The following is a 19,505-nucleotide window of genomic DNA, read 5'->3' on the forward strand; positions in this document are numbered from 1 at the left end:
TGGTGGTGGTGGTGAGCAGACGTTCTGCACCCGCGAATATGCTCCGGTCTGCGGCCGCCGTCATGGCGAGATGCGCACCTTCCCCAATTCCTGCGAAGCCCGCGCCGCGGACTATCGCGTCGTTGGCGACGGGCCGTGCTGAGAACGCTGCGCCTTGTTGAGGACGACAGGCGTCAAGCCGTCGACTTCACCTGGCGACAGTAGGCGATGAACTCGGACGCGGGCATGGGTCTGGCGAAAAGCCAGCCCTGGGCGTAGTCGACGTCGCGCGCCGCGAGATAGTCGGCTTGCGCCTGCGTTTCCACGCCCTCGGCAACGATCTTCAGCTTTAGTGTCTTTGCCATGTCGATGATATGCGGGGTGACGGAACTGGTGGCGGAATTCGTGCTGATCGTATCGATGAACGATTTGTCGATCTTGAGCGCATCGAGCGGCAGCCCCTCGAGATAGGACAGGCTGGAATAGCCCGTGCCGAAGTCGTCGATTGCCACTGCGTGGCCAAGTTCGCGGGCACGAATGAGCGTCGAGCGGGCCGAGTTGATATCGACGAAACCTCGCTCCGTCGCCTCGAGCCAGATTTGCCGGGGCCGGATCCCGGTGTGCTGCAACGCCTTTTCGATGATAGGCAGGACCCGCGCGGTGCCGACATCGGTTGCGCTGAGATTGATGGCGATGTGAAGCGAGCGGTCGGCGACCAGAAGCCTGTTCAGGTCGAACACAACCATCGCAATGACCTGATCGGTGATCGCCGTGATCAGGCCGCTCTCTTCCGCCAGCGGAATGAAAAGATCGGGCCGGACCAGGGAACCGTTCGGCCGCTTCCCGCGCACCAGCGCTTCCGCGCCGATGCAATTGCCGGTCCTGAGCTCGACGATCGGCTGATAGTGGACGATGAATTCGCGCTTGCGCACGGCGATCTGCAATTCTCCCAGGGGTGAAAGCCGCCTTCGCGACAGCCAGACAACCATGCCGATGATAAAGGCGGCCATGAAGGCGCCGAGCGGGAGCAGCAGGAATTGCTGCTGGCGAACGCTGCCCAGGATCTGGCTTGTCGGTTCGGTGGCGACAGCGATCCAGCCCGTCCCGCGCGCGGTGGCAAACAGGAGATCGTCATCGATGCCTTCGCCGGGGCCGGCGACGATCTTCTCGATGCGGGCGGGATCCGGTCCGTTCAGCGCGCCAAGCAGGATGCCCGTTTGCGTCGTCAAAGCGAGCTGGACACCGGGATCGACGATGACGTCGACAAAGCGTACCGGATCGACAAGGACGTTGTGGTCCCTGTATTGCAGCGCCATCAGCGAATGGCCCTCACTCATCACCGGCTGCATGCGGGCGGTGACGGCAATGCCGTCCCTGGTGGTGAAGTCCGGGATGGATTGCGCAACGCGCCCTTCGGTCGATCCCCAGGAAGAGCATTTGAGCAGGCCATTTTCGAAATAGCCCATCTCTTCGATCGGGCGCGTGTTGATGGTGAGTTGCCGCATGCGGGCTATATGGTCCGCCGAACAGCGGACGCCGGTGAACTGGTCGATCTGCCGCAAGGCGACGGTGGCATCCTTGAGCGAGATGTCGGCCCTGGCGATGGCGCGGCTGGCGAACAACTGCAGCCGCTCATGTTCCTTTTGGACGGCCTGAAGCCAAGCGAGATGAAACATAGCCGCGATTGGCACGATGGCGCCCAGCATGGCCAACACCACCGCCGTCACGATGATGCGCGACCTGTCCATGCGCCTCCTGCCTTCGGGTATGAGCGGCGATCGTGGGTGGTCGCCCGCAACGTCTCGGCCACCAATCGCGGCAGCGGCCCGGTTCAGGCGGATCTTAGGGCCTCGATCTTACGTGAACTTTAATGGAGTCGTGCGGCAGCACCGCTGCTCTAAACCGGGTAGGCGCCGTCGGCCGGGCCGGCGTAAAGCTCGCAGCCATTGTCGTCGCAGATGCGCAGGCGATCGGGGATTTGCGGCATGGCCAGCGTGTGGAACAGCGCGGTGGCGCCCTGCAGCGCGGCGCGCAGGTTCGGCGCCTCCAGCGATACCTTGTCGAGAGTGGCTTCGTCGGCGTCGCGCGACCGGTAGAACTCGATGACGAAATTCAAGCGCGCCTCCGTGGCAGAGCATTGCGCGGGCCTGTTCAGTCAATTCGTCCCCTCACAGAGGGACGACGGAAAGGGCGCACGAGGCGCGCCCTCCAGTTTGTCAGCCCTTCGACTTCGGCTTCAGGCTGCTCTCCGCCTGCTTGACCGAGGAGCCGAACGGGGAGGCGGGCTTGGCCACGACCTTGTCCTTCTTCGGCTTGCGCGTTTCGCGGTTGCTTCGCTGTTGACCTTTGGACATGTCGTGCTCCTGCTTCAGTGTTGGCGGTGGGGTCTCAGATGAGCGGGTTGCTGGCAACAACGGGGTTGTCGGCAACAACCGGATCTGCCGGTTCGAGATTGTCTTCGGTGGTGACCCGCTCATAGGTCTCCTGCTCGCTGCGGATGCGGTATTGCGGCGAACCATCCTTGACCGGCAGCCTGCTCTTGATCTGGAACAGTTCGGCGGTCTTCTGGACGAGGCCGGTGCGGCTCTTCATACGCACGGTCTGACCGATCGAAAACTGGTGCGCGGGCGTGTCGGTGCGCGGGCGCGCATTCTGCTGGAAACGGATCATGCTGCATTCTCCCTGTCGCGCTTCAGCGCTGTTTCGAGTTCGAGGTAATCGATGGCGACAAGCTGGCTGGTGGGCGGGTTTTTCGCTGCCCTTGCCGGCAGATGGATGAAAGTGGCGACGCGGCGCCAGGCAAGCCGCGACATGCCCTCGATCAGCTCTTCGTCGTGGTCGATGTCGTAGTCGCCGGCCGGCAGCTGCCCTTCCAGTCCGCCGAGCACGAAAGGTGCGGTGAAGTGCGCGATGGAGTGGGTGTTGCGGTCCGGCATTGTCTTACCTATCCAAAGCAGCGGTCCTGAAAACAAAAAAGCGGGGACGAGCCCCGCTTTCCTATTTCCGGCAGTCGCTGGTAATAAGCCTCTTTCGAGAGCTGCCAGTACATCCGTGGTCAGCGTTCATCGAATTCGGCCGGATCAGATCAATTGCAAATTGGCAGCCGACTCGCGGCCCTTGGTGTCACGCTCCAACTCGAACTGCAGCTTCTGGCCTTCGGCGAGGCCAGGGAAGTCGGCGCGCTCCAGTGCGCTGACATGGACAAAGACGTCCTTGCCGCCATCGGTCGGCTGAATGAAGCCGAAGCCCTTCTGGCCATTGTAGAACTTCACGGTTCCGGTGTTCATGTCGGTCTTTCGAAGAATGAGAATGGTCGCGCGGAGCGAATATGCCGCGCGCCCGGTATCGAAGATTTGGATTGAGATTGGCGGGTCGAGAACCTCTGACGCCGCGAGATGCCAATTCTGGCCCAAAGCGATCCTGTACAGATAGGCTTTTGTTGTAATTTAATCAAGGCGTTTTAAAATAAAATTGGGTTTCATTCAAAAAATTGCGCGCTGTAACTATCAGAAAAATGATGATACAAATTCATACAATTCAAAAACTGTTTGAAGCTTAGCGGGAATAATTCTCCCGGTATTTTCATTTTTCTTGTGAATTGAAGAAGGAGACCTCGTGATGTCCGTAAAGACGCCAATAGGCACCCCCGTAACGATCAGGCCGGTCGCAAAGCCGGTAATGGCAAAGCCGATGGTTGTCCTGTCGCCGCGGCTGACTGTCAGAAGTGACGAGGCGGCAAAGCGAAGGATCGCCGACACCGATGGAACGGTTCGGCGTGCCAGGCAGGTTGCCGAGACCAATCGCCTGATTTGATCTTTCCGCGCTGACGAAAGGACGAGACAGCAAGCGAAGGCTTGAACCTGCGGCGCCGATGGCCTAGATCGCCACAGGCGGATAAAACACGGCAGGTTTCCCATCAACAGAGATCAAAGACGAGCGGCGGGTGCGGGAGCCAGGTCTGGCGCAGGCGGACAGCCACCGCTGGGCCTCGACCAGTATGTGCAGCAGGCGTTGCAACTGCATCAGGCGGGGCGCCGGCAAGAGGCTGAGACGATCTACCGGCAGGTGCTGGCGCGTCAGCCCAAGCATGCGGCCGCGGCGCATTTCCTGGGACTGCTGCTGCACCAGACCGGGCGCAGCGAAGAAGGGCTGGATCTCATCGAACGGTCGGTGAGCCTGCAGCCGACGAATCCCGATTTCCTCAACAATTTCGGTACGGTGATGCGCGACCTCGGCCGCCCTGCTGCGGCCATCGATTTCTTCCGCGGCGCGGTGGATCTGCGGCCGGACCAGCTCGCCGCGCGCGACAATCTCGGCTCATCGCTGAAACAGGTCGGCCAGTTCGAAGAGGCCGAAGAGATTTATCGCGGCACGGTTGCACGCAACCCATTTCATGTGCGCGCCCGCATCGGGCTTGCCGAAACCCTGCAGGAAGCCGGGCGGCTGGATGAGGCGCTCGCCGTCTTCCGCGAAGCGCTGACGATCCGGCCCAAGGATGCCGACCTGCTGCACGGGCTCGGCGTCGGGTTGATGGAAAAGGGCAAGCTCGACGAGGCGGCCGACCTGTTCCGGCAGGCGTTGGCGATCAATCCCGCCATGGCCACAGCCTGGCTGATGCTGACGCAGGTCAAGCGCCAGAAGGAGCGCGACAGCGAGCTTGGGGGCATGGAGGCCCAGCATGCCAAGGCGCCGCAGGACAGCCTGGCACGCATGCAGCTGTCTTTCGGACTCGGCAAGGCGAATGACGATCTCAGGGATTATGGCCGGGCCTTCGACTATTTCGCCGAAGGCAATGCGATCCGCCGCAAAGGCATCGACTACGATCAGGCCAGGACGCGGGCCGAGTTCGAAGCGATGAAGGCCACCTTCGATGCCGGCTTCTTCGAGAAGCACAGGCCCAGCTCAATCAGCGACGACACGCCGATCTTCATCGTCGGCATGCCGCGTTCGGGCACGACGCTGGTCGAGCAGATCATTGCCAGCCATCCGCAGGTCTACGGCGCAGGCGAGCTCAGCATCTTGAAGAAGGCGGTCGGCAAGCAGTTCCCGGCGACCATGCCGGGTGGCTTCCCATGGGGCGTATCGGATATGGGCGATGCGGATTTTGCCGAGGCAGGCCAAGCCTATCTCGACATGCTGCATGCCCGCTATCCGAACATGCGTCACGTCACCGACAAAATGCCAGGCAACTTCCTGCTTGTCGGCTTCATCCACATGATGATGCCGAAGGCCAGGATCATCCACTGCGCGCGCGATGCGGCGGCCACCTGCCTGTCGATCTACAAGGTGCATTTCCGCGGCGACAGCCATCGCTATGGCTACGATCTCGGCGAGCTCGCCGACTTCCACAATCTCTACACCGACATCATGAAGCATTGGCACACGGTGCTGCCGGGCGTCGTGCACGATGTACGCTACGAGGATTTTGTCGCCGACCAGGACGGACAGACGCGGGCATTGATCGCTCATCTCGGCCTGCCTTGGGACGATGCGGCTCTATCGTTCCACGAGACCGACCGACCGGTTCGCACGGCTTCAGCCGCACAGGTGCGCCAGCCGATGTATCAGGGGTCGGTCGATCTGTGGAAGCGCTATGGAGACCGGCTCAAGCCGCTGCTGGACAAGCTGGATTAGCGGCCTGGTCACAGTTTAGCCGAAGCACAAGCTTCGTCATCCTATGACCTGCGCCGCTTCGCTTCGCTCCTTGCTCCGCCATAGGATGACGAAGCGATGGGCGATTAGGTTAAGAGCAAGAAAGCGCCGCGCGAAAGGAATCCGCGCGACGGGCTTGGAGTATTTGGTGTGCAGGCCACCTTGGGTCGGCGCGCCTACATCTCAATGAATGGCTTGAAGCCACCGAAGATCATGCGCTTGCCGTCGAACGGCATGTCCGCCCAATCGGCCTTCAAGCGCGGGTCGGCCATCACCTTGGCCATGACGGCATCGCGGCTCTCCCGCGACTCATAGACCGCCCAGGCGAAGACGACGATCTCGTCGTCCTTGGCCTGCACGGCACGCGGGAAGGACGTGACCTCGCCATAGGGCACGTCGTCGCCGATGCATTCGACATAGGCGAGCGCGCCATGCTCCCTCCAGATAGGCCCTGCGAGGTTGGCCAGCTTCTTGTAGTCATCGAGTTTTGCCTTGGATACGGCAAGTACGAAACCATCGACATAGGACATTTTGGATCTCCTCCTGGAAGTTCACAGGGCCTCACCGGCACTGGCCGGTGAGGGGCTCGGGCCATCGGCGGCAGATCAGGCTTTCTTCACCGGCGCGTTCATCGCCCATTCGACGCCGAACGGGTCACGCATATTGCCCCACTGATCACCCCAGAACATGACTTGGAGCGGCACGGCGACTTCGCAGCCGGCATCGACAGCGCGCTTCCACCAGGCTTCGATGTCGTCGCTGCCGAGGTGAAGCTGCATGGTGTACCCCTGCGGCTTGACGGCGGGCATTCCGTTTTCTGGATAGAAATCGGAGAGCATGAGGGTCGAGCCATTGATGTGGAGGTGAATGTGCATGGTGCGGCCTTTTTCGTCCGCCGGGTAGGCAAAGACCTGCTCCGCGCCGAAGGCCTTCTTGTAGAATTCGGCAGCCTTGAAGGCGCCATCCAGCTGCAGATAGGGGGTCAATCCGCCGAGCACTTTGGCCGCGGGCTGAACGGGGGTCTGGTCGGTCATGTCTTGCTCCTCTTTGCGTTTGGCCTTGCGAGCCATAGGACGGATCAGGCGGCAGCGATCCTACATGGCGGCGAAATTTTTTTGGCGGTCGGCCCTTAATAATCCCGGACAGCCCGCGGGCTCGAGCGAGAGGCCTGAAACGAACTTGCGTCGGCGGGCCCCAATCAGAGCGCAATTCTCGCTGCTCGCGGGCTAGAACAGATGGATCACGCGAACGCCGCTTCAGCCCCGGGATGGCAATGATCCTCTACTATCAGACCCACTCACCCTTCGCGCGTAAGGCGCTCGTCTTCGCTCATGAGGCCGGCATTGCCGATCAGCTCGAGGTCATTCATCACGAGACCAGTCCGACCCTGCGCAACGCCGATGTCTACACCGAAAATCCGCTTGGCAAGGTGCCGGTGCTGTTGCGGCCAAATGCGTCGCCGATATTCGATTCCGATGTCATTTGCGCCTACCTCGACACGCTGCATGACGGCCGCAAGCTGCTGCCGCAGGATGGCGAAGCGCGCTGCCAGGCGTTGCGGCTTCAGTCGGTCGCCCAGGGCCTCGCGCAGACAGGCATCGCTTTGCGCTGGGAGACAGAAAGGAGACTCGAAAAGCTGCGCTATGGTGCTCTCGCCGACGGATACCGGGAAAAGATCGAGGCGAGCTACGACTGGATCGAAAGCACGCTGGACGACGAGGCACCGCTCCATGTCGGCCACATCGCCTTGGCCACCACGCTGTCCTGGATGGCGTTCCGCCACCTGCCGCCTTTTCGCTCGCGGGCGCGGCTGACGCACTGGTTCGAGGCTTTCGAAAAACGCGTATCGATGCAGGCGACGCCGCTTTCAGGTGATACGCATGACTGACTGGCCTCGCGAGATCAGGGGCGGCGGCCGTTTTGCGCGTCGAAGACGTCCGGAAAGCCGATATCCTTGCGCAGCGAGGCAGGCAGTGAAAGCAGGATGCGCTCGCTGCGGTGACGAGCGCGCGCTGCCGCATACCGGGTTGCGATGCGACCGATGGATGAAAGAACCGACATGATAATTCTCCCTGGGTTGGCGCCGGCATCATCGTGTCGGCATCCCAAGGACGGGGCTGGCTGAGGCTATCCGACAGACCGTCGAAATTTTTTTATCGCGACCTCCTTAGCCTGCTTGAAGCGGGTTGTTGCCAACGCGGTTGGTTCACGCAGCGGTTTGTAGACGTTCGATCTTTTCAAGATCGGCCTTTTTCGCCTCTCCTTCGACGGCAAGGTCGTAGCTCGCCTGCATATTCATCCAGAACTGTGGCGTGGTTCCGAAGAACTTCGCAAGGCGCAACGCGGTGTCGGGCGTTACCGGTGTCGTCTCGCTGGCCAGGCGCTCGATGCGCGTGCGGGGCACATGCAGCTTTTTGGCAAGCGTGTAAGGCTTCAAGCCAAGCGGCACGAGATATTCCTCACGGAGAATTTCCCCAGGATGGATAGGTGGGTTGATGTTCAGCATTTTGAACCCTCTTCAATGATAGTCGGTGATTTCAACATCCTCCGCTTGCCCCTCCACCCACCGAAAGCAGACGCGAAACTGGTCGTTGAAGCGGATCGAATGCTGACCCGCACGATTACCCTTCAGCGGCTCAAGCCTGTTGCCGGGAGGTGTCTTCAGATCCGACAGTTCGGAGGCGTTGTCGATCATGAACAGCTTCCGCTGGGCTGAGCGGACAAGGTCCGATGGGAAACCTTCGGAGCCTTGCCGTTCGAAACGGCTTCGCTGATCTTGTCCTTGAACGAGCGTATCATCTGCCGATCCGGGTGATCGTACCATCGCATGATACGCTTCGGAAGTCAAGAAGACGTCTCATAAGATGATACGAAACTCCGGCCCGCCCTGGGCAAGCCGGAACTTCATATGCACGGGATTTTGTCCGCCACTCAGCCCGTTTCAACCACCGAGCGGAAGAAATCCTCCGGGTCTTCGACTTCGGTCAGCCGCCGCTTCTCGATCAGCCAGAAGCGATTGCCGATGGCGCGGATGAAGGAGCGGTCGTGCGAGGCGAGCACGCAGCTTGCCTGATGTGCCAGCAGTTCCGCTTCCAGTGCTTCCTGGCCGTCAATGTCGAGATGGTTGGTCGGCTCGTCGAGCAGATAGAAGTTGGGATCGGCGAGCCTGAGGGCCAGCATCATCAGCCGCGCCTTCTGGCCGCCGGACAGCACGCCGATCTTTTTCTCCTGCATCTCGATGACCACGCCGGCGCCGGCCAGCAAGGACCGTGCGCGCTGCTCGCCGACATCGTAGCGGCGCGAGACCATCGCCAGCGGCGTGTCGTCGCCGCTGATGCCGGACAGCGCCTGGTCGCTGTAGCCGAGCACGGTCGACGGCGTCACCTTCACATTCCGCACCGTGTCCGGTTCGATGATGGCATTGCGGATCAAGGTGACGAAGCGCGACTTGCCGACGCCATTGCGGCCGAGCAGCACGATGCGGTCGCCCTGGCAGATATGGCGCTTGCCGGTCTGAAACAGCAGTGTGCCGTCGGGTGTTTCCACCGCCGCGTCATCGAGCGTGATCAGCACTTTGGCATGGGTGCCGCGATTGGCCAGTTTGATGGCGCCGGCCGACCTCTCGCGATGCGCCGGGTTGGCCGCTTCCTCCAGTTTTTCGGCCCGCTGGTTGAGTTGCTTGGTCTTGACCGTCAGCAGATCGCTGCCCGAATTGATGCCGATGTTGTTGAGCTTGGCCGCCTGTCGGCGCAATTGCTGCGCCACCTTCATGTCGCGCTGGAACTTGCGCTCGGTCGAGGCGTCGACCTCGTCGAGCGCCAGCCTGGCGCGGGAGTAGGGCAGGGCAAACACCGGCGACTGTTCCGGGCGCAGGAACAGCGTCCGGTTGGTGGCGGCGTCGAGAAAGGCGCGGTCGTGGCTGGCAATGACGACCGGCACCTCACGCGGCAATGCGTTGAGCCAGGTTTCCAACTGGCTGATGCGAGCAAGGTCGAGATGGTTGGTCGGCTCGTCGAGCAGCAGCACGTCCGGATCTGTCACCCAGACGCGGGCGATCAGCGCCAGTCTCTGCCAGCCGCCGCTCAGCGCCTGCATTGGCCGCTCGCGCATGGGCTCCGGCACATCGAGTGAATCGAGAACCACGTCGACGCGCCACAGCTCGCTTTCAGCCTGCTCGGGCGGCAAGACGTCGGCCACTACCTGATGGAAGCTGCGGGTGAGAAGGGCCGGGGCAACGGATTGCTCGACATGACCGACGCGCAGGCCGCGCGTGCGGGTGATGTCACCGGAGGTCGGCTCCATCTCGCCGGTCAGGCATTTCAGCAAGGTCGACTTGCCGCGGCCATTGGCGGCGACAATGCCGAGCCGGTCGCCGGAGCCGATGGTGAGGTCGAGATTGGCAAATAGCGGCGCACTCATGGTGACGCCGAGGGATTTGAGGCTGATCAGGGCCATTTTGATTTCTCTGGTCTTGCCGGAGGAAAAGTCCGGTTCAATGCACTTTGACGGTGCGCAGGCTGGCCATCAGGCTCGGCGTTGCAACACCACGAAGGGCAGACCAAAAAATCGAAGCGGGAAAACCCGGACCGTCCCTGGTCAGCCCTGCAAGCAAGCTCGCAGGGCAGAAATCGGGCCACGCTGACGATGGTGACGATGAAACGTAAACACGTGAGCCCTCCTTTCAAGACGTTCGAGTGTGCGGAGCGATTACACCAAAGGCGAGGCTGGTGGCAAGTGGGCGGTCCAGGAGGGAGCGATGCGGTGAAGCTGCCAATCTCCCCCTCGTGGGGGAGATGTCCGGCAGGACAGAGGGGGGCGCTGTCCTGCCGGCGTTTGAATGAACTACTTCCCTGGCCGTCCGGTCTTGCCGGGCCTGCGCTTTTCGCGGCGGGCGTCGCCTGGATCCTCGTAGGAGCCGATGCCGGTGCGCTGGCGAACAATTGGCTTAGCGGAATCGTCGCGTTCCTTCGCGCCCCCCTCTGTCTTGCCGGACATCTCCCCCACTTGGGGGGAGATCGGCTGCGGCTTGGCCGGCATCTTTCCTTCGACCGGCTTTTCGGTCCGCCGCACGGTCATCTCATCAAGCGAGTTCTTCTTGAACAGCGGCTTGACCGGCTCGCCGGGAATGCCGAAATCGGAGCCATGTGCCTCTTCGGCTGACTGTTTCTTGAACAGCGAGCGCGACACGGCGCCGGCCGGTGTCGTCATGTCGGTGCCAGGGCCCATATCGTCGATCGAAGGCTTGGCAAACAGCGGCTTCTTTATCGGTACGGCGCCATCGGCGCCCATTTCGTCGAGCGCTGGTTTGCGGAAGAGGTTGGGCCGGGCGGCCCTGGCGGCTTCCTCTGCGGCCTGTGCCGCGTCGAGCTTGCGGAAACGCTCCTGTTCCTCTGCTGTCCGATGTTTGGCCACGCCCTTGTTGTGCTTGCCCTTTTCGCGACCTGAGGCAGGACTTTCCATGTCGGCGTATTTGGCCAGCGGGTCTTCGGAGATGGACAGTTCCATCTCACGCAGGCGCTTGATCTCGTCGCGGATGCGAGCCGCCTTCTCGAAGTCGAGATTGGCCGCGGCATCGCGCATCTGCTTTTCCATCGCGTCGAGATGGGCCTTCAGATTGTTGCCCATCATGGCGCCGGCGCTGTCGGTGAACTGCGAGATGTCGGCGCGGACATGGTCCTTCTCGTAGACCGAATCCAGGATGTCGGAGATGCGCGACTTGACCGATTCCGGGGTGATGCCGTTGGCCTCGTTCCACTCCACCTGCTTTTCGCGGCGGCGGTTGGTTTCGGCCATCGCGCGCTCCATCGAGCCGGTGACCTGGTCGGCATAGAGGATGACCTTGCCGTCGACATTGCGGGCGGCGCGGCCGATGGTCTGGATCAGCGAGGTTTCCGAGCGCAGGAAACCTTCCTTGTCGGCATCGAGAATGGCGACGAAACCGCATTCGGGAATGTCGAGGCCTTCGCGCAGCAGGTTGATGCCGACCAGCACGTCGAAGGCGCCGAGCCGCAAATCGCGCAGGATCTCGATGCGCTCCAGCGTGTCGATGTCGGAGTGCATGTAGCGGACGCGGATGCCTTGCTCGTGCAGATACTCGGTCAGGTCCTCGGCCATGCGCTTGGTCAGCACGGTGACCAGCGTGCGGTAGCCGGCCTTGGTGGTGTCGCGGATTTCGCCAACGACATCGTCGACCTGGGTCTTGGCCGGGCGAACCTCGACCGGCGGGTCGATCAGGCCGGTCGGGCGGATGACCTGCTCGGCGAAGACGCCACCGGCCTGCTCCATTTCCCAGCTGCCGGGCGTCGCCGAGACGGCGACCGAAAGCGGGCGCATGGCGTCCCATTCCTCGAAGCGCAGCGGCCGGTTGTCCATGCAGGACGGCAGACGGAAGCCGTATTCGGCCAGCGTCGCCTTGCGGCGAAAGTCGCCTCGATACATGCCGCCGATCTGCGGCACGGTGACATGACTTTCGTCGATGAACACCAGCGCGTTGTCGGGAATGTACTCAAACAGCGTCGGTGGCGGATCACCCGGCTGGCGGCCGGTGAGATAGCGCGAATAGTTCTCGATGCCGGCGCAGGAGCCGGTGGCTTCCAGCATTTCGAGGTCGAACCGGCAGCGCTGTTCCAGCCGCTGCGCCTCAAGCAGGCGGCCGGCGCGCTCAAGTTCGACCAGCCGATGCTTGAGTTCCTCCTTGATCGATTTGATGGCCTGGTTGAGGGTCGGGCGCGGCGTCACATAGTGCGAATTGGCGTATATCTTGACGCTTTTCAGCTCGCCGGTCTTCTGGCCGGTCAGCGGGTCGAACTCGGTGATCTGCTCGATCTCGTCGCCGAACATTGAAATGCGCCAGGCGCGATCCTCAAGGTGGGCCGGGAAGATCTCGATCGTGTCGCCGCGCACGCGGAACGAGCCGCGAACGAAATTGATGTCCTGCCGTTTGTACTGCTGGGCGACGAGATCGGCGAGCAGCGCGCGCTGGTCGAGCCGATCGCCGATCTGCATCTGGAAGGTCATCGCCGTATAGGTTTCGACCGAGCCGATACCATAGATGCAGGACACAGAGGCGACGATGATGACGTCGTCGCGCTCGAGCAGCGAACGCGTCGCCGAGTGGCGCATGCGATCGATCTGCTCGTTGATCGAGGACTCCTTCTCGATGAAGGTGTCGGTGCGCGGGACGTAGGCTTCCGGCTGGTAGTAGTCGTAGTAGGAGACGAAATACTCGACGGCGTTTTCCGGGAAGAATTTCTTGAACTCGGAATAGAGCTGCGCCGCCAGCGTCTTGTTCGGCGCCAGGATCAAGGCGGGGCGCTGCGTCTCCTCGATCACCTTGGCCATGGTGAAGGTTTTTCCGGAGCCGGTGACGCCGAGCAGCACCTGGGTGCGGTCGTTGTTGTCGACGCCTTCGACCAGATCCTTGATGGCGGTCGGCTGGTCGCCGGCCGGCTCGAAATCCGACACCATCTTGATGGCGATGCCGCCTTCGGATTTTTCGGGGCGGGCAGGGCGGTGCGGCGTCCACAGCACGCCGTCCTTGTGCAGCGGATTGCCGGATTCGATCAGCGCCGACAGTGCCGCCACCGTCGCGGTGACGCTGCCCGAAGCCATCGTCTCGGCGTCTTCCAGCGAGATGTCGAGGCCGGCGACCGGATTGAGGCCGGCGGCGGTGCGCTCCCTGGCTGACGCCGCGCCACCCATCGAGGTGCCGCGCGAACTGCGTCCCGGCGAGCTTGAGCGCTCGGGTATCTTCTTCGACTTGGCGCTTTCCCTCCCCCCTGAGGGGAGGGTGGCGGCGGAGCCGCCGGGTGGGGTCGGTTCGACCGGGTTCGACGTCCCGGCGGTGCCTTCTGTGACGACCCCCTCTGTCGCCTTCGGCGACATCTCCCCCTCGAGGGGGGAGATCTGGCGGCGTCCTTCGTTTTCGGCTTCCTGCTCGATCTGCTCGGCCCAATCCGCGATCGAACCGGTCAGCGGCGTGCCAGAGAGCTCCGGCTGCGGCATCTCGGCGAAGCCGCCTTTGTGCAGCGGCTCCGAAGCGTCCAGGAAATCGGTCAGTGGGCTGCGCCGCTTCGGCGCGGCGCGGTCGTCATTCGCCGTCGGCGGCGTTTTCTGATCGGGAGATTTGGCCATGTCCCGAATATGGGATTTCCTGGCCAAAATGGAAAGAGCGCGGTGGGGCGAGGCGTGCCGGACAGCGCTGCTCCTGACAGCAGGCTGTCAGGAGCAGGCGGGAAGGTGCGGCCGAAAGCCTCTTCTCGCTACACGCCCCTGGCGGCTGATGCGACCTGCGTCGCCGACCCGTTCAGGCGCGGCACCACGACAAGGCGTTTGATCTTGCCCTTCTTGTAGGCGGCGAGGAAGCGCGCATAGTCCTTGAAGGCGACGCAACCGCTCGACTGGCCGTAGCGGCCTCGAAGCAGGTAGGTATGGGCCAGAAAGCCGTCGCGATTGTATTTGTTGCGGCCATCGGCCGGTGTCAGGCGCAAGGCCTCCACTCCGTGGAAGCGTGTCTCGCGCAGCGACAGATTGTAGGTGTTGGGCGGTGTCGGTCCGCGGTTCTTCTGGTTGGCATAACGCGGCTGGTCCGTCATGGCGCCGATGCCAGAATGAGCCTCGAGCCTTGAGCCGTCAGGCATGTAGACGGTGCCGGCGCTGATATCGTAGACGGCGACGCCATTTCCGGCTCCGCTTCTGGATCCCGGCGAGTTGAACAGATTTCTGAACGCCTTGCCAAGGCCGCCCGAAGGCGTGTCGGGCTTAGCATAGGCCAGCACATCGCCGCCATCGGCCGGCCGGCCTTGCCGCGTCGGTTTTGCCGGCTGGGCCTGCTGGACCGTCTCGCGTGCCGGCTTCGATTGCTGGGCGGGTTTGAGCTGCTGAACAGATTTGGGCTGCTGAACGGGCTTAGGCTGCTGCTGGACGATTTTGGGCTGCGGCGGGTCGAATTGCGGGCGGCGGGTCGGCAACGGCACGTCGTCGGTCAGCGCGTCCGGCAGCGAGGCGGCATCGCCGGGTTGATCCTGCTGGGTTTCGACGGGTGAAACCGCGATGTCGGCTGACGATTCCTCGATCGGCAGCGGTGAGGCGAACGCCTCGTCGTCGGCCGGCAGCGACTGCACCAGAGCAAGCGCCAACTGCGAATTGTCCGGCGTATCGGATTGGGCAAAGCCCATCGGCTGCGGTGCGGTCTGCACGACCACCGAGCCGGTATCCAGCCGGGCGAAACGTTCGGCCGCCGGAACTGGCATGTTGTCGGAGAGGCTGGCCGTGACCTGGACGGACGGCACCAACGATGCCTCGGTAATTCGTGGTGCGACGGTGGAGATCACCGGGCGCGTGTTGGCAGTGGCGGCAGGCTTTCCGGCGTCGGCAAAGGCAGCGGCCAGCTTCATCGGCGAAAGCGACCCTTCCATGCGTTCGAAGCGCTCCTGCGCCTTCGACTTCACGGCGGCGGGCGTCGGCTTTGCTTGCGCCACAAGGCGTTCGGACTTTTCCGCCTGCGAGCTTACCCTGGCCAGCTTGAAACAGCTGGCACCGCACTGCACCGAATGATCATGCAGGGCCTGAGTGCCGCCATTGGCATTGGCCAGCACGAAGGGTGCTTTCAAGAAGTGCTGTTTCAGCGGATCGGCAAGTGCGAGCGATCCCGGCATGGACAGCGTCTGGGGCAGGCCAACCGAAGTCGCCGACAGCGAGGCGCCGACGGAACTGAGGCCGGCCATGGTGCCGATCAGCCAAAGGCCGATGGCGGTGCTGGCGCAGGGCAGCGCGACCCAGCGGGCCACCCGGCCAGCGTTGAAGGAAGAGGAACGCGGAGCATCGACGAACTCGCCGCCTTCGCGCTGTCCCCGGTTTTTTTTATGTGTACTCAACAACGCCATGCAACCAATCTCGCTTCAATCGGTTTCCCCGTACGTGGCCTTGAGAGCCGCGACGACCATTCTGTGAGTGATCCCAGGTGGTCCCCGACGCGTTTGCCGCGTCTGTAGTTGGTTGCCAATTGCTTCAAAATATGGACAAAGTTGGTTAATCAATTCCTCTCAAAACCAACGACGAGATGTGGATTTTGGCCAAATCAGCCTTCGTCCACGGCCAGGAAAGTGGTGTTGTCGCCCTTCCGACCTGGTTTTGCTGCCTGTTTTTGGCGGCCGAGTCAAGCAAAACAGCCACTGCTAATTTTTGCGAAGCGCCTTCGCGCGGCATCTGCAGTGAGGTGACTGCCAGCAGACATCGCTTGGGAAAGGCGCCTGTTTCCAGTAAAAATGTTGCCGGTCTTGCCAAGATTTCCCCTGCGGAAGGGCCTCAAACATCCCGCCCTCAGTTGAACCAGAGCGCAAAGGTCAGAAACCCGCCGCCGCCGAACTGGCGCTGGATCTGGTCGAAATCGCTGCTGGTGACGAGCTCGCCGCTTTCGAGGTAGGGCGCGATGGCCGGGCCGGTAATCGACAGCACCAGATCGAAGTTTTTCGGGTCATCGAAGAAGCGCTTCATGTTGATGCCAAGGCCCGTGCCGGCGGTGACGCGGAAATGCGGCAGCAACTTGCGGCCCTCCAGGAGATCTTCGGCCATGGTCAGGGCGGCGAGCCAGGCCTGAACCTGCTCCTCGCCGACTTCGAGGCCGGTGAGCGGGTTCTCGCCCTTCTGCTGCGGTCCAGGCAGCCATTCGCGGTCATTGTCGGTCTCGGCGCGGATCGCCTTCCAGTCCTCGCGCGACAGCCGGATCATTTCCAGCAGGTGGCGGCGCGCCGCTTGCCGGCGCTCCGCTTCGACCACCGGCCAGTTGATGAGATGCACCATCGAGATGAAATCGGCGATGCGCCATTCCGAGGAGAAGATGCTCGAGCCCATGTCGCCGGCCGGCGGCACCAGAATATCCTGCAACGGCAGCTTGGCGCGCGGGAACAGCATGTGGAACGAGCCGTCGAAGGTGCTCCTGAAATCATGCGCAAGCCAGAAATCGGCCTGCGCCATCAGGAACTCGGCATAGCCCTGCAGCCAGTATCCGTCGGCGCGGTCGAAACGGAAGGTGAGCGTGGGGACGGCGTCGTCCGATGTAATGCCGCCACGGGACAACGCGGCGATGATCGCCGCCATGCTCTCGTCCGGAGCGATGGTGCCGTCCTCGTTGAGGTCTATGCCCGCACGGGTGAGATCGATCGCCATGCCGATATCGGCGTTCGCCGGCACCGACGCAAACGTCGCCGCGGATTTTTCCAGCCGGTCGCGGAAGCCGACCAGGATGGCGCGGAACTGCTCGTAAGTCAGCGGCTCGGGATTGGGATTGTCGGGCACCGGCAACCGCATCAGCGGCAGCATGAAGGACTGCGGGCTTTCGAAACCATGGCGGTGCAGGCCGGTGGCCAGGATCTCCAATGCGGTGAAGAACTCGCCCGCCCCGGCCGCATAGGCGGATGCCGGGTCGTTTGGCGCGGCGGCCTCCAGCATCGACAGGGCAGCGTCGCGCGCGGCCACGCTCTTCGCCTCGAACAGTCGGGTAGCCGCTTCGGGCATTGCCGCCGACGCGGAAGACAGCGGCAGGAGCAAAATGAAAGCGGTCAGCAGGCCTGCCAGTCGTGTCATCTTTTCCCCCAATATTTGTCGCGCAGCGCAGATATACACCATTTGCAGCGCTGCGCTTCAACCCGCCCGCCGGACGGTCTACACAGGGCAAACAATTGGGCATCGCGTGTCGAATTATCCGTTTTCCTACAAACTGTCCTGGCTGCCGCGTTTCTTGAAGCCGTCTCTGGCCGGCGACGTGCAAGACTTTGCGCCGATGGCTGGGACGCTTATGGATCCGCCGCCGAGGCAGACAATGCGGCTTGCCTTTGTCGGGGACATCTCGGCGGTGGCCAACCGCAGCGCGCCGGATTGCGATCCGGCGATCAAGGCGCTGCTCGGCGCTGCCGATCTGGTGATCGGCAATTGCGAAAGCCCCGTGGTGGACAGACCAAGCGCGGCGCTGGGCACAAGGCTCGGCACGCATCATGCGATGAGCGAGTTGTTTCTGGCCGAGGCGCTGGCGGCGGTTGGTATTGCGCGAGAAAGGCTCGTGCTGTCGCTGGCCAACAACCATGTGCTGGATCAGGGCATCGCCGGTTTCGACGAGACGGTGGCGGCGTTGCAGCGGCTCGGCATCCGCACGGTCGGCCTGGCCGCCAATGGCCCGGTGGTGCCTGTCCAGGTCGGACCGCTTGATATCGGCTTCGCCGCCTTCACGCTGTGGCGCAACGCCGATGAAAAACTGTTTGCGGGGCGCGTTTCGATGGACAGCGATCCGACGGGCTGGCCGCGCGCTGGCTTGGATCTTCTCTGCGCCGTGCCGCATTGGGACTGGGAGTTCCGGCATTTTCCGCGTGCCGAGACGCGGGCGCTGGCCAGGCGGCTGGCCGGGCAGGGCGTCGGACTGATCGCCGGCCATCACGCCCATGTCGTGCAGCCGGTGGAAAGGATCGTCAAGACGGTGGTCGCTTATGGACTTGGCGATTTCCTCGGCACCGCCTTCGCCCGCCAGCCATGGCCGGGTCGCATCGGTTCTATCCTCACTGTCGATGTCAGTGCCGATGCCGGTACGCGCGGGACGATCGCGTCTTACCGGCTGCATCCCTTCATGCGCCTGCGCGCCGGCGACCATGAGCGGCTGGTGTTGGTGGAGGCTTTGGAGGGCCGAATGCGTGACAAGGTCGCGGAGCGACTGAAAGCGATCTTCCCCTCTCCACCAACCGATCAAGGCGTCCCCGCTTAAACGTCTGGCGGCCCCTGCAAAACCAACTATCATGCTCCCGCAGAGGCAAGCTTGCGGGGATAGCGGTGGAAACAGCGGATTTCATGCCGAGCGAAACGGTCATCGCCGGCATCCGGAAAGACATCGCGGCCTATGAAGCGGCGAGGGCGTCGGCGGTCAGGCAGGTGCGCTGGCGGGTGCCGGTGTTCGTCGGCCTGGTGCTGGTGGCCGTGGTGCTGGTCGCCTGGCTGTTCAACAAGGTCGCCGACCCCAACGAGCAATGGGTCTCGACGCCGCATGTGTTCCTGTATGTCATCGGCTTCGCGGCTTCGATCCTGCTCTATTTTCAGGCCAGGAAACCGGCGACGCGGCTGCAGCAATCGTTCCGCGAGACGCTGTTGCCGATCATCTTCGGCTTCATCGCCGACATGCGCTACCAGCATGGCGTGACGCCGAATTCCTTCGACCGGTTGCCGCGCACGGCGGTTGGTCCGTTCAACCGGCAGGCGTTCGATGATATCGTCGCGGGCCGCTACGAAGGGTTTCCGTTCGAGCTCTATGAGGCGCATCTGCGGGAAGGGTCGGGCAAGGGCTCGTCGACGGCCTTTCAGGGCGTCATCGTCGCCTTCGAGACCATCGCGCCGTTCCCCGGCATATTGGTGGCGACGCGCCGGACCAACGCGGTCATCAGCTTCTTTCGCGGCATCTTCGCCAGCAAGCTGCAGGAGCTGTCCAGTGGCGACGTGGCGCTCGACGCCGCGTACGAGTTCCGCACCGACAATCTCGGGGCGGCACAGCCACTGGTGAGCGGCCGGCTGGCGCAGGCGCTGAAATGGCTTGGCGAAACCTGGCCGGACGATCCGGCCCGCGTCGCACTCAACGGCAGCGATGGGTTCCTGCTGTTGCCGCAGACGAAGAATTTCTTCGAGCTGCCGGATATTTCGGTGCCGCTCGATTACACCACGCATGTCGCGCCGATGATATCGGACATGGGCGCGATGCTGGCGACGGCGGCACTTGTGCGCAAGATCGGCGCGAAGGACGAGGCGGGCTGAGCCCTCAGCCGTCGAAGCCGTATTTGTCGTGTCTATAGTCCGCCTCTGACTCATGAAACAAAACTTGTATCGACGATCGGTCAGCAGGCTGT

General features: G+C 62.7%; 21 protein-coding genes and 1 pseudogene. 5 read left to right on the forward strand and 17 right to left on the reverse strand.

Features of this window, described 5'->3' with window-relative positions:
• Positions 1-142: pseudogene (locus EOA13_RS38800) on the forward strand (peptidase); the annotation flags it as partial.
• Positions 143-173: 31 nt separating this feature from the next.
• Here the strand turns inward: EOA13_RS38800 and EOA13_RS19060 are convergent.
• The 7 genes from EOA13_RS19060 to EOA13_RS37940 form a co-directional block, all read right to left on the reverse strand.
• Positions 174-1,727 carry an EAL domain-containing protein gene (locus tag EOA13_RS19060; protein ID WP_127294947.1) on the reverse strand — a complete coding sequence of 518 codons (1,554 nt, stop codon included), beginning with the start codon at positions 1,725-1,727 and terminating at the stop codon, positions 174-176.
• Positions 1,728-1,876: 149 nt separating this feature from the next.
• Positions 1,877-2,095, reverse strand: coding sequence for a hypothetical protein (locus tag EOA13_RS19065; protein ID WP_127294949.1), 219 nt, complete (start codon positions 2,093-2,095; stop codon positions 1,877-1,879).
• A 100-nt stretch (positions 2,096-2,195) separates the two neighbouring features.
• The gene (locus EOA13_RS37935; protein ID WP_164482279.1) at positions 2,196-2,333 is read right to left on the reverse strand and encodes a hypothetical protein; all 138 of its coding nucleotides are present in this window, start codon (positions 2,331-2,333) and stop codon (positions 2,196-2,198) included.
• A gap of 34 nt (positions 2,334-2,367) precedes the next feature.
• Complete coding sequence (locus tag EOA13_RS19070) at positions 2,368-2,649, reverse strand: hypothetical protein (protein WP_127294951.1); 282 nt, start codon at positions 2,647-2,649, stop codon at positions 2,368-2,370.
• Complete coding sequence (locus EOA13_RS19075) at positions 2,646-2,915, reverse strand: hypothetical protein (protein WP_127294953.1); 270 nt, start codon at positions 2,913-2,915, stop codon at positions 2,646-2,648. The genes EOA13_RS19070 and EOA13_RS19075 overlap by 4 nt, the downstream gene beginning before the upstream one ends.
• A gap of 144 nt (positions 2,916-3,059) precedes the next feature.
• Positions 3,060-3,266 carry a cold-shock protein gene (locus tag EOA13_RS19080; protein ID WP_127294955.1) on the reverse strand — a complete coding sequence of 69 codons (207 nt, stop codon included), beginning with the start codon at positions 3,264-3,266 and terminating at the stop codon, positions 3,060-3,062.
• A 219-nt stretch (positions 3,267-3,485) separates the two neighbouring features.
• A complete protein-coding gene (locus tag EOA13_RS37940) occupies positions 3,486-3,737 on the reverse strand; it encodes a hypothetical protein (protein WP_164780171.1) in 252 nt (83 codons plus the stop codon).
• Positions 3,738-3,990: 253 nt separating this feature from the next.
• Between EOA13_RS37940 and EOA13_RS19090 the strand changes: the two genes are divergently transcribed.
• Positions 3,991-5,613 carry a tetratricopeptide repeat-containing sulfotransferase family protein gene (locus EOA13_RS19090; protein WP_245490425.1) on the forward strand — a complete coding sequence of 541 codons (1,623 nt, stop codon included), beginning with the start codon at positions 3,991-3,993 and terminating at the stop codon, positions 5,611-5,613.
• Positions 5,614-5,807: 194 nt separating this feature from the next.
• On the opposite strand, the gene EOA13_RS19095 is transcribed toward EOA13_RS19090, so the two are convergent.
• Entirely contained in the window at positions 5,808-6,161 is a 354-nt protein-coding gene (locus EOA13_RS19095; protein WP_127294961.1) for a DUF1428 family protein, read from the reverse strand.
• Between the two features lie 75 nt (positions 6,162-6,236).
• A complete protein-coding gene (locus EOA13_RS19100; protein WP_127268665.1) occupies positions 6,237-6,665 on the reverse strand; it encodes a glyoxalase/bleomycin resistance/extradiol dioxygenase family protein in 429 nt (142 codons plus the stop codon).
• Positions 6,666-6,904: 239 nt separating this feature from the next.
• On the opposite strand from EOA13_RS19100, the gene EOA13_RS19105 reads away from it, so the two are divergent.
• Positions 6,905-7,519 (forward strand): glutathione S-transferase family protein, encoded by a 615-nt coding sequence (locus tag EOA13_RS19105; protein ID WP_127294963.1) that lies wholly within the window; start codon positions 6,905-6,907, stop codon positions 7,517-7,519.
• Between the two features lie 14 nt (positions 7,520-7,533).
• On the opposite strand, the gene EOA13_RS19110 is transcribed toward EOA13_RS19105, so the two are convergent.
• The 8 genes from EOA13_RS19110 to EOA13_RS19145 all read right to left on the reverse strand — a co-directional run bounded on the left by EOA13_RS19110 (position 7,534) and on the right by EOA13_RS19145 (position 17,214).
• The gene (locus EOA13_RS19110; RefSeq protein WP_023809790.1) at positions 7,534-7,692 is read right to left on the reverse strand and encodes a hypothetical protein; all 159 of its coding nucleotides are present in this window, start codon (positions 7,690-7,692) and stop codon (positions 7,534-7,536) included.
• A 145-nt stretch (positions 7,693-7,837) separates the two neighbouring features.
• On the reverse strand, positions 7,838-8,137 hold the full coding sequence (locus EOA13_RS19115; RefSeq protein ID WP_164780173.1) for a HigA family addiction module antitoxin: 300 nt from the start codon (positions 8,135-8,137) through the stop codon (positions 7,838-7,840).
• A 12-nt stretch (positions 8,138-8,149) separates the two neighbouring features.
• Positions 8,150-8,455, reverse strand: coding sequence for a type II toxin-antitoxin system RelE/ParE family toxin (locus EOA13_RS19120; protein WP_127295102.1), 306 nt, complete (start codon positions 8,453-8,455; stop codon positions 8,150-8,152).
• 107 nt (positions 8,456-8,562) lie between these two features.
• Positions 8,563-10,086 (reverse strand): ABC-F family ATP-binding cassette domain-containing protein, encoded by a 1,524-nt coding sequence (locus EOA13_RS19125; protein ID WP_127294965.1) that lies wholly within the window; start codon positions 10,084-10,086, stop codon positions 8,563-8,565.
• Positions 10,087-10,473: 387 nt separating this feature from the next.
• Entirely contained in the window at positions 10,474-13,764 is a 3,291-nt protein-coding gene (uvrB, locus tag EOA13_RS19130; RefSeq protein WP_127294967.1) for an excinuclease ABC subunit UvrB, read from the reverse strand.
• A gap of 128 nt (positions 13,765-13,892) precedes the next feature.
• Positions 13,893-15,515 carry a DUF2778 domain-containing protein gene (locus EOA13_RS19135; RefSeq protein ID WP_127294969.1) on the reverse strand — a complete coding sequence of 541 codons (1,623 nt, stop codon included), beginning with the start codon at positions 15,513-15,515 and terminating at the stop codon, positions 13,893-13,895.
• Positions 15,516-15,660: 145 nt separating this feature from the next.
• Positions 15,661-15,915 carry a hypothetical protein gene (locus EOA13_RS19140; RefSeq protein WP_127294971.1) on the reverse strand — a complete coding sequence of 85 codons (255 nt, stop codon included), beginning with the start codon at positions 15,913-15,915 and terminating at the stop codon, positions 15,661-15,663.
• 36 nt (positions 15,916-15,951) lie between these two features.
• Positions 15,952-17,214 (reverse strand): hypothetical protein, encoded by a 1,263-nt coding sequence (locus tag EOA13_RS19145; protein ID WP_127294974.1) that lies wholly within the window; start codon positions 17,212-17,214, stop codon positions 15,952-15,954.
• A gap of 106 nt (positions 17,215-17,320) precedes the next feature.
• On the opposite strand from EOA13_RS19145, the gene EOA13_RS19150 reads away from it, so the two are divergent.
• A complete protein-coding gene (locus EOA13_RS19150; RefSeq protein WP_127294976.1) occupies positions 17,321-18,379 on the forward strand; it encodes a CapA family protein in 1,059 nt (352 codons plus the stop codon).
• Between the two features lie 83 nt (positions 18,380-18,462).
• Entirely contained in the window at positions 18,463-19,413 is a 951-nt protein-coding gene (locus EOA13_RS19155) for a hypothetical protein (RefSeq protein ID WP_245490426.1), read from the forward strand.
• The last annotated feature ends 92 nt before the right edge of the window (positions 19,414-19,505 follow it).

This window comes from Mesorhizobium sp. M7A.F.Ca.US.011.01.1.1 (assembly GCF_003998295.1).
GTDB lineage: Bacteria > Pseudomonadota > Alphaproteobacteria > Rhizobiales > Rhizobiaceae > Mesorhizobium.

Excerpts from the sequence above, each read along its gene's own strand:
- EOA13_RS19115 (WP_164780173.1), bottom strand. The coding sequence starts at position 8,137 with ATGCTGAACATCAACCCACCTATCCATCCTGGGGAAATTCTCCGTGAG.
- EOA13_RS19105 (WP_127294963.1), top strand. The coding sequence starts at position 6,905 with ATGATCCTCTACTATCAGACCCACTCACCCTTCGCGCGTAAGGCGCTC.
- EOA13_RS37935 (WP_164482279.1), bottom strand. The coding sequence starts at position 2,333 with ATGTCCAAAGGTCAACAGCGAAGCAACCGCGAAACGCGCAAGCCGAAG.
- EOA13_RS19135 (WP_127294969.1), bottom strand. The coding sequence starts at position 15,515 with ATGGCGTTGTTGAGTACACATAAAAAAAACCGGGGACAGCGCGAAGGC.
- EOA13_RS19155 (WP_245490426.1), top strand. The coding sequence starts at position 18,463 with ATGCCGAGCGAAACGGTCATCGCCGGCATCCGGAAAGACATCGCGGCC.
- EOA13_RS19095 (WP_127294961.1), bottom strand. The coding sequence starts at position 6,161 with ATGTCCTATGTCGATGGTTTCGTACTTGCCGTATCCAAGGCAAAACTC.
- EOA13_RS19060 (WP_127294947.1), bottom strand. The coding sequence starts at position 1,727 with ATGGACAGGTCGCGCATCATCGTGACGGCGGTGGTGTTGGCCATGCTG.
- EOA13_RS19145 (WP_127294974.1), bottom strand. The coding sequence starts at position 17,214 with ATGACACGACTGGCAGGCCTGCTGACCGCTTTCATTTTGCTCCTGCCG.
- EOA13_RS19125 (WP_127294965.1), bottom strand. The coding sequence starts at position 10,086 with ATGGCCCTGATCAGCCTCAAATCCCTCGGCGTCACCATGAGTGCGCCG.
- uvrB (WP_127294967.1), bottom strand. The coding sequence starts at position 13,764 with ATGGCCAAATCTCCCGATCAGAAAACGCCGCCGACGGCGAATGACGAC.
- EOA13_RS19080 (WP_127294955.1), bottom strand. The coding sequence starts at position 3,266 with ATGAACACCGGAACCGTGAAGTTCTACAATGGCCAGAAGGGCTTCGGC.
- EOA13_RS19075 (WP_127294953.1), bottom strand. The coding sequence starts at position 2,915 with ATGCCGGACCGCAACACCCACTCCATCGCGCACTTCACCGCACCTTTC.
- EOA13_RS19110 (WP_023809790.1), bottom strand. The coding sequence starts at position 7,692 with ATGTCGGTTCTTTCATCCATCGGTCGCATCGCAACCCGGTATGCGGCA.
- EOA13_RS19100 (WP_127268665.1), bottom strand. The coding sequence starts at position 6,665 with ATGACCGACCAGACCCCCGTTCAGCCCGCGGCCAAAGTGCTCGGCGGA.
- EOA13_RS19070 (WP_127294951.1), bottom strand. The coding sequence starts at position 2,649 with ATGATCCGTTTCCAGCAGAATGCGCGCCCGCGCACCGACACGCCCGCG.
- EOA13_RS19120 (WP_127295102.1), bottom strand. The coding sequence starts at position 8,455 with ATGGTACGATCACCCGGATCGGCAGATGATACGCTCGTTCAAGGACAA.